Raw genomic sequence first — 12,520 nt, 5'->3', positions numbered from 1 at the left:
TTTTCCACCGGCGCCTGCGCCGGTTTATTCTTTGAGAGGCATAGATGAGTATCAAGACTATCCAACTTGGCGACATCGCCATTGCCAACGACAAGCCCTTTGTGCTCTTTGGCGGTATGAACGTGCTTGAATCGCGGGATCTGGCCATGAGTATTGCCGAGCAGTACGTGGAAGTGACACAGAAGCTGGGGATCCCCTATGTATTCAAGGCCTCTTTTGACAAGGCCAACCGCTCGTCCATCAACTCCTACCGTGGTCCCGGGATGGAAGAAGGCCTGAAGATTTTCCAGGAAATCAAAGACACCTTCAATGTGCCGCTCATTACCGACGTGCACGAGCCGCACCAGTGCGCCCCTGTGGCCGAAGTGGTCGACATCATTCAGCTGCCGGCGTTTCTGGCACGCCAGACCGACCTGGTGATTGCCATGGCCAGGACCGGCGCCATCATCAACGTGAAGAAGCCACAGTTTCTGGCACCCCATGAGATGCGCCACATCGTGAAGAAATTCAACGAAGCCGGTAACGACGAGATTATCCTGTGTGAGCGTGGCAGCTGCTTTGGTTACAACAACCTGGTGGTGGACATGCTGGGCATGGATGAGATGAAGCAGAGCGGTTATCCGGTAATTTTCGATGCCACCCACGCGCTGCAGCGTCCCGGTGGTCGTGAAGATTCTGCCGGTGGTCGCCGTGCCCAGGCCACCGAGCTTGCCCGCAGCGGTATGGCACTGGGTCTGGCCGGTCTCTTTATCGAAGCGCATCCGGATCCCGACAACGCCAAGTGCGATGGCCCCTGCGCTCTGCCACTGCATCAACTGGAAGGCTACCTCAGTCAGATGAAAGCAGTAGATGACCTGGTGAAATCTTTTCCTGCTCTGGACACCAGCAAGTAAACCACAGCGTTAATTGGCTGTGATATGCTCAAACGCCCGGCTTTGCCGGGCGTTTTTTGTTCTGGGGAATTGAGATCTGGGGGAGAAAGTATGTGGGTGATGTTCACCCTGATGGCGGCCTTTATGCAGGCCTGGCGTAACGCCTTTCAAAGTGAGCTCAGTCGTGATGTCGGCGTGCTTGGCGTCACCTTGGCGCGCTTTCTCTATGCGGGCCCGCTGGCTGCATTTTATCTGGCCGGGCTCTACCTGTGGCAGGATGCGGCCATTCCCACCTTCGGCGTGGATGCGCTTGGCTTTATTCTCGGGGCGGCGCTGATGCAAATTCTGGCCACCGCCTTAATGGTAAAGCTGTTTCAGCTTAAAAACTTCGCCATTGGCGCCGGGCTTGCCAAGAGCGAGGCGCTGGTGGCCGCTATCCTTGGGGTGGCCTTTTTTGGCACCAGCCTGTCGCTCTTTGGCTGGCTTGGGGTGATTGTAGGCACTGTGGCGGTGTTTATGCTCTCAAGCAAGGGCGGGCTCAGGACCCTGTCGCCCAAAACCTTGCTGCTGGGGCTAGCCAGTGGCAGCGCCTTTGCGCTGACGTCCCTTTGGGTGCGGGAGGCCAGCCTTTGTCTCGACGTGCCTTTTCCCCACCGCGCCGCCTGGGTGCTGTTGCTGGTCATTGTTACTCAAACGGTGATTTTGCTGCTGTGGCTGCTGATAAGAAAGCCTGACGAGCTTAGGGCCATGATGGCCAGAAACCGGCTGACGCTGGCTATCAGTGTCAGCAGTTGTCTGGGGTCCATTGGCTGGTTTTCGGCCATGTCGCTTACCGCCGTGCCCTATGTGAAAACCCTAGGGCAGGTGGAAATTTTCTTTATGATGCTGGTGTCGAGTCTATACCTGAAACAGAAGGTACAGGTGAAGGACATGGCCGCGCTGGTGCTGATTGCGATTGCCGCCATCATGGTGATGTGGCCGCAATAAGAGGGGCGTGGCTTAAAAGCGTCGCTCCAGGGCATGAATTGCTTCGACCAAGGCTTTGTTGGTGGGCGTAGCTATGCCATGGCGATTGCCAAGGCTCACCAGATAGCCATTGATGGCATCAATCTCGGTTTTGCGCTTATGGTCCACATCCTGGCGCATTGAGGAGCGATTGGCGGCGGTAAGGCGAATGACCTCATAGACCCGGGCCGACAAACACTCTTCCTGCAATTCTATGCCCTGAGTCCCGGCTACCTGAACCAGTTCCCTCAGCACAGCGGCAATAGTCGCTTGATAGGCATTATCTGCCAGCTCGCCGTTACAGACACCGTGAATGGCGGTGAGGGGATTGATACAGGCATTCACCGCGAGCTTTTGCCACAGGGCTGGCAGTATGCCCTCCACCCACTCACTGCCGGGAATGGCGCTGAGCAGCATGGCTTTAAGCTCTGGCGCCATGGCTGGCCCCATGCAGTGACCAAATTGCGTAAGACCACTGCCGGTTTGCTTAAGGTCGTGTTTGCCAAGGCGTAGCGCACCCTGGCTGGTGGTGCCGAGCGTCAGCCCCCGTCCATCTAACAGGGCCGCCACCTCTTCGTGGGGACCAAGGCCATTATGCAGCAACAGCAGATGGCAGCGCGGTGATAATTCGGGGAGCACCCGGGTCACGGCTTCAACGACCTGATAGGCCTTCACTGTGACGATAAGAAGCTTAAGCTCGCCCAGCAGGGCTTGATTGTCCCCGGGTTTGGCGAAGCTCAGGGTGCTGCGATTGCCACTCAGGTCGGTGAGGCTGTAAGGCTCTGTAATGGCGTTCAGTTGCCGGTCGAGCAGAAAGGGCAAGGTACCCGTCGCCGCCAACTGATGGGCAATTAACTGGCCAACGGCACCGGCACCCAGAATGCCAATTCGGCTCATGCGCCCTGAAGCCTGGATGCGCGGCGGTACTTACTGTACAGCCAGGCGGTGAGGAAGAAGGCGGCCACGCCCGCAAGATCGGCGGCGATATCGCCCCAGGAGGCTGAGCGGTAGGGCAGGCGCGACTGGATGACTTCAATCAAACCTGCGTAGGCAGCCAGTGCCAGCAACATGATGTACCAGCGTGGCCTGAATGCCAGTTGGGTGAGCCAGGCCAAACCAAAGAAAGTGCCGAAATGCCCCACCTTGTCCAGATGAGGAATGGACTGGGGATAGCTGGGTTTGGAAAAGACCAGATAACTGGTGATACACAGGGCAATCACCAAAATGATTTTAAACAGAAACTGCCGATTCTTCACATGGAACTTTCGCTGGTAGACATAGGCGCCCATGATAGGGAAATGTACAGCCAAAGTCACTCACCGGCCTGTAAAACTCTGTGTCTTCACCGGCGGACTTGGGGCTTCACCTGTGCTGGCCGGATCGTTACACTATGCTCTATTCGGATTGAGGCCCGTTTCGTCAGAGGCCTGTTTTGCTTTTCAAGGGGTTAAAAAATGCCGTCATTTGATATTGTTTCGGAAGTGGATGCCGTCGAGCTGAAAAACGCCGTGGAAAACACCCGCCGTGAAATGGATGGCCGCTTCGATTTTCGCGGTGTTGAGTACAGTGTGGATTTCAAGGACATGGTAGTCATACTGCGTTCCGAGTCGGATTTCCAGTGTCGTCAGATGGTGGATATCCTCAGAGGCCAGCTAGCCAAACGCAACGTGGATGCCAAGGCCATGGAAGTGGACGACAAGATAGTCCACACCGGCAAAACCTTTGCACAAAACGTGAAATTCAAGCAGGGCATCGAGCAGGATGTGGCGAAAAAACTCATCAAGCTCATCAAAGACAGCAAGGTGAAGGTGCAGGCGCAAATCCAGGGGGATTCGATTCGGGTCACCGGCAAGAAGCGCGATGATTTACAGGCCATTATGCAGCTGGCCCGCACTTCCGAGCTGGGCCAGCCATTTCAGTTCAATAACTTCCGCGACTGACTCAAGCCTTATCTCAGTCTGTCACCTGCTCGCTCCGTGCTTCGGTGTGGGCAGGGGGCGACACCTTTTCTACCAGCCACACCAGCAGCAATACCGGCAGACCAATCAGGCTGGCGGTGATGAAAAAGTTCACATAGCCAAAGGCATCGACCCAGGCGCCGGAGAAACCGGCAATAAACTTGGGAAACAGCAGCATGATAGACGACAGCAGTGCATATTGGGTGGCGCTGTAGCCGCTGCTGGTCAGGCTCGATAAATAGGCGATAAAGGCCGCGGTGGCGATACCGCCACTGAAGTTATCGATGGATATCGCCAGCGTCAGCAGCTCCATGTTGTACCCAACCACCGCCTGCCAGGCAAACAGCAGATTAGTGGTGGCTACCAGCAGGGCACCCAAAAACAGAATGCGCATGGTGCCGAATTTCGCGAGCAAGACGCCTCCAAAGGCGGCACCTACCAGGGTCATGATAAGGCCATACACCTTGCTCAGAAAGGCGATTTCCTCTTTGGAAAAGCCCATGTCCACATAGAACACATTCGCCATAATCCCCATGACTATGTCTGAAATCCGGTAGCAGGAAATCAGCGCCAATATCAGGATTGCACTCTTGCCGTAACGCTTGAAAAAATCGATGAAGGGCGCGGCGACAGCGTTATAGGTCCAGGATAGGGCCGCAGCCGTGCGGGGGGAGTATTTTTCGCTGAGGCGCTCGCGCATCTCGGCTTCCAGCGCATTTGCCTGGCCCTGGTCGACGGCTGGCTCTTTGGCACACAGGGTGGTTATCACCCCAATCAGCATCAGGGCGGCCATGACCATGTAGGCGGTTTGCCAGGACGCGAGCCGATATCCATCGGCTTCCGGCGCGACCCAGGCGGCGATGGTCAGGGCGCCGGCGGTCGCGATAATCATGGCCGAGCGATAGCCGATTTGATAAGCCGCCGCCAGGGCCGCCTGCATCTCCTGGGGCGCCGATTCAATGCGAAAGGCATCTATCACTATGTCCTGGGTGGCCGAGGCAAAGGCCACCATCAGGGCGCAGACGGCCATATAGGTGAGGCTGTCTTTAGGGTCGCTGCTGGCCATACCCACAATGGCGCCAATCAGCATTAACTGAGCAAACAGCATCCAGCCCCGGCGCCGACCAAAGAGTTTAGAGAACACCGGCAGTGGCATGCGGTCCACCAGAGGGGACCATAGCCATTTGAAGGCATAGAGGATGGCAATCCAGCTGAAATAACCTATGGCGGTACGATCGACACCGGCTTCACGCAGCCAGAATGACAGGGTCGAGAACACCAGCATCAGGGGTAAACCGGCGGAGAAGCCGAGGAACAGCATCACCAGTACCCGGCGATGGCGGTAGACCGCCAGGAGTTCCCAGAGTCTGATTAAGGCAGCGGTAGGTAAATACATGATGGCCGGACAAGCGAAAAGGGCCTTTAGAATAACTTACTTAGCCAAGTGCGGGTCAAGCGGATTGGCAAAAGTTAATCTGTCGTCTGCATAAAAAAGACCCGCCAATGGCGGGTCTTGGGGACAGAGTCAGGATGCGGGACGCACTCCGATGCAGCCGCCCGGGATCTGACCACCGATGCTCAGGTAATCACAGCAGTCCTGCAGCTGCTTTCGCAGGAACAGGTTGCCGCGAAGTACCCAAACGGGCCAGCGGTCAAAGCAGTGCATCAAATGCCAAAACACCCTTTCAGTGTCAGACTGCGCTTCACCCTGGGGTGACAACTGTTGCCACTCCTCGAGGGTATCCCATAAATACAGCTGGATTTCGCGGTAATCGAGCTGGTCACTCAAGAACGCTCTTCCATACTGAGCCAGTTGGGGCGCTTTGCTATCGATGAAATCCGTTGGTGTCATCGTATCGCCTCCTTGTTTTGCTCCCTGAGTATAGTCAGCTTTAGAGTGCTGACTCAAAACACAGTTTATTTTCTGGGCAACAATTTGGCTGACTTGAGCACAATCTGGGTAACGGGAACATCGGGCCAGTTCAGTTTGCTGTTGTGCTCAGTGGGCACGACAGCCATGGCTTCCAGAATTTCGCGACCTTCCACCACTTCACCGAAAACGGCATAGCCCCAGCGGCGCTTGGAGGGGTCGAGCTTGGTGTTATCTGCCACGTTGAAGTAGAACTGGCGGGTGGCCGAGTGGGGATTGTTTTCCCTTGCCATGGCGATGGTGCCAAAGGCATTGGATAAGCCATTGCCTGACTCGTTAACGATGGGGGCAGACTCTGGCAGCTCTTCCAGTTTGGGGTTCAGGCCACCACCCTGCACCACAAATTCCGGAATAATGCGGTGGAAGATGGTGTTGTCGTAGTCGCCCTTCACTACATAAGTCAGGAAGTTATCGACGGTAATGGGGGCGCGGGTGCGGTCAAGCTCCACCACAATCTTGCCCATGGTGGTTTGCATTTCCACCTGGGGATAGAGGTTATCTGGCTGAATATCCACTTTGGCCGCCAGTGCCATGTTCGACAGGCCCAGCATCAGGGCTGCGATGATCCATTTCATTTGTGATTTCCTTTTTCGTTGTTATTGCATCAGAAATTGGGTCAGTTCGGGGTCGTTGACTATGTCGCCGGCAAGCTGGGTAATGAGCTTATTCATTTCCAGCTCCAGAGTGGCCAAATCCAGGCTCAGAGGTCCTTTCATGGTGCCTCTGGCGGTGTAGCGCTTACTGAACAGTTGCTGCTCGTTGCGGGCGTAGGCGCTGATAATGATTTCATTGGCGGCCTCGTAACCCAGCATGGTTTCATTGATATCTGACTGTAAACGTTCCACTTTCAGTTCAAGGACGTTGGTGGCGGCAGGGTCTAGCTGAAAGCCCTTATTACTGAAAGACTGGCGGAACAGATTGCCCAGCTGAACGGCAGGCGACTCGCCAGTCCCCATCAGTTTGGCCGGGTCATCCCCTTTGGTAATACGTACAGCGGTGTTGGTGCTTCTGGCATCCTGAGTACTCAGGGCGATGCGTCCACTGGCGCTGCTGCTGATGGCGGGCACATCGGGACTCAAAGCAAGGTAATTGGATGGACTGCCCGCGCAGCCGCTAAGGGTCAGAATGGCAGTCAATACGGCTAAGGATTTCTTCATCTGGGATCCAAAACGAGACAAAAGTCGCATCAGAATACCAGATTTGTCCGCCATCGCCAGTCAATGAAATCCAGTTCAGTAAGCATTCAGTTTGTGTCTGGCATGCTCCTATGGCTAATCGCATTCAACCATAGGGAAATCAATGAAACTATTCAGTTTAAGTGTAATGAGTACACTGATAGCGATGGGAATTGCCAGTGCCGAAGTGCGGGCAGAAGCCGGCCCCCATATCGCTGGGGTCAACCTGGGTTATGGTACTCAGGAATACGAAAGCCGTGATGGCGAGCATTGGGATGCCGGAGACGGCTTCAAGTACGATATCTGGTACAGGTACATGCTTTCCAGCAACTGGGGTGTTGAACTCAGCTATGGCCAGGGCACTGGCGGTGCGTACAGTGCCATGATCGATATACTCTCGGACGTGAGAGAGCTTGAGTACTCCAACTACCGCGCAGCCCTCTACGGCCAATACAATTTTTCCCGTGGCAACAGCGTCTATGCAAAAGCAGGGATGGCCTTTTCCGATATCACATATGATCTGGATGATTCCCGCATCAAAGAGGATGCCGAAGGCTTCTTTGGGGCAGTCGGCTGGCAACACAGATTCCACTCGGGTTTTGGATTGGGGGTTGAGTACCAGTACACCGATCTGAAGCAGCTCGAAGTCCAGAGCATTAATATCGCCTTCTCCTGGCAATTCTGATACTTCGGCGCTTGCAGCTTTGCCCTGCAATTTCACTACGCCCTCAGTCGAGGGCGTTTTTGTGCCTGTAGCCTGCGCGGTGTTTTTACAAATTGGTAACGCCGGGCTTTAATCTGCCGACAATCGGCGTTAGAGTAAAAAACCAAAATAATAATAAATTGCACGATGGAACATTCAACAAGCACAGCAGGGATGGCCAATTCAGCCACATTCAAAACCTTGGGGATCCAGGATAGCCTGATGGCTGGCGGACGCCCCTGTTTTGGGCATTTCGATGGCCCGGTTGCGTCTTTGGGGCTGGATAACTTTATCCTGATGAACGACATGGATAAGCCTGCCTCCCGCTTACAACGCCATTTTGGCTATAAACAGTTCGAGTTTATTGCCGTCAATACCCCCAATTACCTGATAGGCATAGCCCTGGCTGATATTCGCTATCTCGGCAGCGGTTTTTGCTACGTCTACGATAAAAGTAAAAACCGGGTGTATGAGCAGCACTGGATAAGGCCCCCGGGCAGCTTTAGCCTTGGCCCTTCGCCGGTATCGGCTGCCAGTGCCATGGCCGGGGTCAGCATTCACCGCCGGGATGGACTCTGGTCGGTGGCGCTGGATTTGGTGCTGGACACACTGCCGTTGAAGGCCGAGTTGCAGCTGGAGCCGTTGCCGCTTTCGCTGCCCATGGCACTTTGCAGTCCCACCGGCTACAGCGGCTGGACGTACACCCAAAAGCACAATGCCTTGAGTGTAAAAGGCAGCCTGTACATCAACCATGAGCCCCAGCCCCTTGGGCGGGCTTTGGCGGGGTACGATTTTTCTGCAGGCTACATGCGACGCGAAACCAGTTGGCGCTGGGCCTCCATCAACGCCCATGTTGGTAATCGCCTGTTTGGACTCAACATTGCTGCAGGGGTAAACGAAACCGGCAGCAGTGAAAACGTGCTTTGGTTAGACGGGGTCCGTAAGCACCTGGAGCCTGTGCATTTCGAGTTTGACCGCAGCCAGGCAGAGCATGGCCGCTGGCGCTTGTGGTCTGATAGGGACGAGCTTGAGCTCGAATTTACGCCACTGGCCAGCCGCTCAGAGCGGCTTAACCTGATACTGCTGAAAAGCAACTTTCGCCAATATCAGGGGCGTTTTTCCGGATGGGTTCGTGATGTGGCAGGGCACAAAGTGATCCTGGACGAGGTGTTCGGTCTTACCGAAGATCATTTTGCCAAGTGGTAAGTGCCCACAGCATCAGTATTGAAATCATAACAACAATAAGTTGCCCGCAAGCTGCAACGCTTTTGGATACAGACAACAGGGAAGACCATGAACCTCGACAAGCTAATCGCTCACCCGGAACTGCTGCTGATAGTGTTGGCGCCGATTTTTTTTCTGTGCATGGCGCTGGAGTTCGTGGTCGCCAATGTGCGTAAGCGACTGCCGGAAAATGCCAGGTACAACAAGGCAGAGCTTCTGTGTAACCTCAGCCTGGCGGGAATGCATCAGGCTGCCGATCTGCTCAGCGGATTTCTGATCGCCAAACTGTACCTGTATTTCTTTGGCTGGCGGCTGTTTGATATTGAAATGAATGGGCTGAATTTTGTGTTGCTGCTGCTGGCGCAGGATTTTTGCTATTACTGGTTCCACCGTTGCAGCCACCGCTGTCGCTGGATGTGGGCCGCACATGTGGCCCATCACAGTTCAGAAAACATGAACTTTTCCACCGCATTCAGACAAAGCCTGATGTATCCGCTGGCGGGAATGTGGATATTCTGGCTGCCTCTGGTTGTGATTGGTTTCGACCCCGCCTGGGTCGTGTTTGCGGTGCTGGCCAGTCTTGGGTTTCAGTTTTTCGTCCACACCCAGCTGGTGGACAAGCTTGGGCCACTGGAGTGGGTGTTCAATACTCCCAGCCACCACAGGGTGCATCACGGCTCAAACCCCCAATACATAGATAAAAACTACGCCGGTGTGCTTATCGTTTGGGACCGGCTGTTTGGCACCTTCGTCAAAGAAGAAGAAACCGTGCGCTACGGCATCACCAAGCCGCTAAACAGCATGAACCCGCTCACGGTCACTTTCAGCGAATGGCGTGATATGTTCAGGGATGCCATGGCGCCGGGGCTGAGTCTCGGCGAGCGCTTGCGTCAGCTTTTTGCGCCACCTTCCAGCGCCACCGATAAGGATTGAGCCTTCGCAAGTCCTCTGGCTTGGAGTAAGCTGGGGCGTCCAATTCTGAAAGAGAACCCTATGAAACTCTTTGTATTCGAACATTGTCCCTATTGTGTTCGCGCCATGATGACAGTGGGCTATAAGGGCATTGCGCTGGAAAAAGTGATACTGCAAAACGATGATGTGGATAGCCGTATCCGCATGGTCGGTGCCAATATGGTGCCCATTCTGCAAAAAGATGACGGCAGCTATATGGCCGAGAGCCTGGATATTGTTGCTTTTCTCGACGCGCTGGGCGGTGAGGCACAGCTTAAGCCCGCCGACCATGAGCAGCAAATCGCCGCCTGGCTGGATAAGACTGGTTATTACACCAGCCGGCTATTGCACCCCCGCAACGTTCAAATGAACCTGCCTGAGTATGGCTCCGAAGCTGCCGTCCGCTGGTACACAGAGAAGAAAACAGCGGTCATCGGTATGAGCTTCGAAGAGGCCTTTGCCGCGTCGGCCGAGTATATTGCTGCGCTGGAGCCACTTTTTACCGAACTGGAATTTATGCCGCTGCCGAGTGAGCGAAACAATCAGTTGGGTTATGACGATGTGTTGCTGTTCCCTGTGCTGAGAAACCTCACCGCGGTGAAAGGGCTTAACTTTGGAAAGCGAGTTCGCCGCTATATAGATGAAGTGGCAGTGCTTACCAAGGTTGCGCTGTTTGATGCTATGGCGATTTAGCGCCAACACCCTCCAGGCCTGTTCACCACAGTCATCCGATAACGAAAACGCCCCATAACAGGGGCGTTTTTGCGATGTCACCACAAATTGTTATCAGCACTGGCGTGCGCTATTTAACCGCCTGCAAAATCACAAATTTGCCGTTGCTGGCCACGGTTTTACATTTGCCAAACAAGCGCTTGAGTTTGATGTGATAACCTAGGTGGCGGTTGCCAACTATATGCAGCAATCCCCCCGGCTTCAACGCTCGTTTGGCATCGTTGAACATCTGCCAGGCGATATGGTCGGTAATGGCTTCCCCCTGATGGAACGGCGGGTTGCAGAGTACCAAATCCGCCTGCACCTCATGGGGCAGGTGGCTTAAACAATCATCCCAGATAAATTCAGCCCGGCCGGCATCCAGATTATTTAAAGCCCAGTTCTGGCGGGCACTTTCCACTGCCATGGCCGACTCATCCACCAGGTAGAGCCTTGCATCCGGATAAAGCTGGGCGGCCTTGAGGCCCAGCACACCATTGCCGCAGCCAAGGTCGATAATCGAGTTGAAATCTCCCGCTGGCAGATTCGCCATCATCAAGCGGGCACCAATGTCCAGTTTGCTGGCCGCGAACACGTTACTGAGATTGCTCACCTTTAAGCCGTGCTCTGGCACGTCCCATACACTGGGCTTGCTGGCTGGCCGCGGATTGCCATCGGCAACGATGGTGATGACGCGGGTCTTCTTCCAGGTGAGGCTGGCGGTTGCCGGGCCCACTGCTTTGGCAATCAGGGCCAGCAGCGATTGATTGATGTGCTTGGCTTTTGCCCCCATCAGGATCACATCCCCGGCTTTCAGGGTTTGGCTCAGCTGGTTTAAGGTATCGGTCAGGAAGTTGAGATTCTTGGGCAGTTTCATCAGTATCTGCCTGCCTTGGGCGAAGCGGCCCAGATCGATGCAGTCCTGGTAAGTGACATTGGCGTTTGCGAGCCCGTTGGCAGCCAGATTAGCCTGGCAGCCCAAATGTGTGGTGCGGGTATCGGCAGCAAAGACGATATCGGCATCGGGCCTGGCGGCGGCAAGGGCGCAGGTCAGGGCGCCAAAGCTGTCATTGATCGCCAGAAATTTGGCTGCCAAGCCGGTGTTGGACTCTTCCAGGTATTTCAGCAGGTGTTCGTCGGCGGCGTCCCAGGCTTGCAGGTTGGGATCGCTGGTGGCGGGATACCTGTGCAGGTCCAGCTCACACGGGTTACCGGAAAGGAATGCTGAAAATCGGGTCGTCATATGTCAGAGTATCTCATCAGTGGGGGCGCGATTATCGCAAATTGTCGCGCCGCTTGCGACTCTTCCTGTTACCTCAAGCATAGGGGCAGATGTGACCAATCAGCTTGAATTCGCATTGGCGGGTGCCAAGGGGGCAAAGTCAGAGCCGCCTGTCAGCCATGTACCGGCCTTTCTGAGCCCCCGGCAACAGGCACTGTTGATGGCCGAGGCCGCCGATTACCCCTTCGAGTCGCCCATGATTAAAGTCTATGGCAAGTGGCACCCCATACCCCGGCAGCAGGTGTGGTTTGCCGATGAAGGCTGCAGCTACCGCTACTCTTCCTTACTCATCTCTCCAACGCCCTGGCCACATTATTTATTGCGGCTCAAGCAGGCGCTGGAAGCGCATAGTGGGGCCGCCTTCAATGGTTGCCTCGTCAATCATTATCGCGGCGGCCAAGACGCCATGGGATTTCATGCAGACGATGAACCCGAGCTGGTGGAGGATTCTGTTATCGCCATCGTCAGCCTGGGTGCCTCACGCCCCTTGGTGATGCGCCGTCGGGTGGATGGTCTTCGTTACCGGGTGGTCTTACAAAGTGGCGATCTGCTGCTGATGCATCCCCCTATGCAGTCCACCTGGGAGCATGCCATCCCACGCAGCCAAAAGTCGCTGCCACCGCGGATAAGCTTCACCTTCAGAAACCTCAAGCCCTATTTTCACGGTCGCTGATTTTCACAGTTGCTGATTATGCGGGGCCTGGTTTGA

General features: G+C 55.1%; 15 protein-coding genes. 8 read left to right on the top strand and 7 right to left on the bottom strand.

Features of this window, described 5'->3' with window-relative positions:
• Positions 1–44: 44 nt before the first annotated feature.
• Together kdsA and K0H63_RS14185 are read left to right on the top strand one after the other, a co-directional pair.
• On the top strand, positions 45–893 hold the full coding sequence (gene kdsA, locus K0H63_RS14190; protein ID WP_220065242.1) for a 3-deoxy-8-phosphooctulonate synthase: 849 nt from the start codon (positions 45–47) through the stop codon (positions 891–893).
• A gap of 90 nt (positions 894–983) precedes the next feature.
• Positions 984–1,859 carry a DMT family transporter gene (locus K0H63_RS14185; protein ID WP_220065241.1) on the top strand — a complete coding sequence of 292 codons (876 nt, stop codon included), beginning with the start codon at positions 984–986 and terminating at the stop codon, positions 1,857–1,859.
• Between the two features lie 12 nt (positions 1,860–1,871).
• On the opposite strand, the gene K0H63_RS14180 is transcribed toward K0H63_RS14185, so the two are convergent.
• Both K0H63_RS14180 and K0H63_RS14175 read right to left on the bottom strand, forming a co-directional pair.
• A complete protein-coding gene (locus K0H63_RS14180) occupies positions 1,872–2,774 on the bottom strand; it encodes a ketopantoate reductase family protein (RefSeq protein ID WP_220065240.1) in 903 nt (300 codons plus the stop codon).
• Complete coding sequence (locus K0H63_RS14175; protein WP_220067912.1) at positions 2,771–3,166, bottom strand: VanZ family protein; 396 nt, start codon at positions 3,164–3,166, stop codon at positions 2,771–2,773. Before K0H63_RS14175 ends, K0H63_RS14180 begins: the two co-directional genes overlap by 4 nt.
• Before the next feature lie 165 nt (positions 3,167–3,331).
• Here K0H63_RS14175 and K0H63_RS14170 point away from each other — a divergent pair, with 165 nt between their 5' ends.
• Positions 3,332–3,817 carry a YajQ family cyclic di-GMP-binding protein gene (locus K0H63_RS14170; RefSeq protein WP_011760666.1) on the top strand — a complete coding sequence of 162 codons (486 nt, stop codon included), beginning with the start codon at positions 3,332–3,334 and terminating at the stop codon, positions 3,815–3,817.
• A gap of 13 nt (positions 3,818–3,830) precedes the next feature.
• Here K0H63_RS14170 and K0H63_RS14165 read toward each other — a convergent pair whose 3' ends face one another.
• The 4 genes from K0H63_RS14165 to K0H63_RS14150 all read right to left on the bottom strand — a co-directional run bounded on the left by K0H63_RS14165 (position 3,831) and on the right by K0H63_RS14150 (position 6,922).
• Complete coding sequence (locus tag K0H63_RS14165; RefSeq protein ID WP_220065239.1) at positions 3,831–5,231, bottom strand: AmpG family muropeptide MFS transporter; 1,401 nt, start codon at positions 5,229–5,231, stop codon at positions 3,831–3,833.
• Positions 5,232–5,360: 129 nt separating this feature from the next.
• Positions 5,361–5,687 carry a hypothetical protein gene (locus K0H63_RS14160; protein WP_011760664.1) on the bottom strand — a complete coding sequence of 109 codons (327 nt, stop codon included), beginning with the start codon at positions 5,685–5,687 and terminating at the stop codon, positions 5,361–5,363.
• A 65-nt stretch (positions 5,688–5,752) separates the two neighbouring features.
• On the bottom strand, positions 5,753–6,340 hold the full coding sequence (locus K0H63_RS14155; protein ID WP_220065238.1) for a peptidylprolyl isomerase: 588 nt from the start codon (positions 6,338–6,340) through the stop codon (positions 5,753–5,755).
• A 21-nt stretch (positions 6,341–6,361) separates the two neighbouring features.
• The gene (locus K0H63_RS14150; protein WP_220065237.1) at positions 6,362–6,922 is read right to left on the bottom strand and encodes a YajG family lipoprotein; all 561 of its coding nucleotides are present in this window, start codon (positions 6,920–6,922) and stop codon (positions 6,362–6,364) included.
• Positions 6,923–7,064: 142 nt separating this feature from the next.
• On the opposite strand from K0H63_RS14150, the gene K0H63_RS14145 reads away from it, so the two are divergent.
• The 4 genes from K0H63_RS14145 to grxB all read left to right on the top strand — a co-directional run bounded on the left by K0H63_RS14145 (position 7,065) and on the right by grxB (position 10,511).
• The gene (locus tag K0H63_RS14145; protein WP_220065236.1) at positions 7,065–7,625 is read left to right on the top strand and encodes a porin family protein; all 561 of its coding nucleotides are present in this window, start codon (positions 7,065–7,067) and stop codon (positions 7,623–7,625) included.
• A 240-nt stretch (positions 7,626–7,865) separates the two neighbouring features.
• Positions 7,866–8,849: a DUF2804 domain-containing protein gene (locus tag K0H63_RS14140; RefSeq protein ID WP_220065235.1), complete on the top strand. Its 984-nt coding sequence runs from the start codon at positions 7,866–7,868 to the stop codon at positions 8,847–8,849.
• Positions 8,850–8,936: 87 nt separating this feature from the next.
• Positions 8,937–9,800 carry a sterol desaturase family protein gene (locus K0H63_RS14135; protein WP_220065234.1) on the top strand — a complete coding sequence of 288 codons (864 nt, stop codon included), beginning with the start codon at positions 8,937–8,939 and terminating at the stop codon, positions 9,798–9,800.
• Positions 9,801–9,860: 60 nt separating this feature from the next.
• Positions 9,861–10,511 carry a glutaredoxin 2 gene (gene grxB / locus K0H63_RS14130; RefSeq protein ID WP_258405585.1) on the top strand — a complete coding sequence of 217 codons (651 nt, stop codon included), beginning with the start codon at positions 9,861–9,863 and terminating at the stop codon, positions 10,509–10,511.
• Positions 10,512–10,620: 109 nt separating this feature from the next.
• Here grxB and K0H63_RS14125 read toward each other — a convergent pair whose 3' ends face one another.
• Positions 10,621–11,772: a methyltransferase gene (locus K0H63_RS14125; RefSeq protein WP_220065233.1), complete on the bottom strand. Its 1,152-nt coding sequence runs from the start codon at positions 11,770–11,772 to the stop codon at positions 10,621–10,623.
• Positions 11,773–11,863: 91 nt separating this feature from the next.
• Between K0H63_RS14125 and K0H63_RS14120 the strand changes: the two genes are divergently transcribed.
• Entirely contained in the window at positions 11,864–12,484 is a 621-nt protein-coding gene (locus tag K0H63_RS14120) for an alpha-ketoglutarate-dependent dioxygenase AlkB family protein (protein WP_220065232.1), read from the top strand.
• Positions 12,485–12,520: the final 36 nt, after the last annotated feature.

Source organism: Shewanella zhangzhouensis, assembly GCF_019457615.1.
In the GTDB taxonomy this organism is placed as follows: Bacteria; Pseudomonadota; Gammaproteobacteria; order Enterobacterales; family Shewanellaceae; genus Shewanella; species Shewanella zhangzhouensis.
This window is presented reverse-complemented; position numbering and strand designations above follow the sequence as displayed.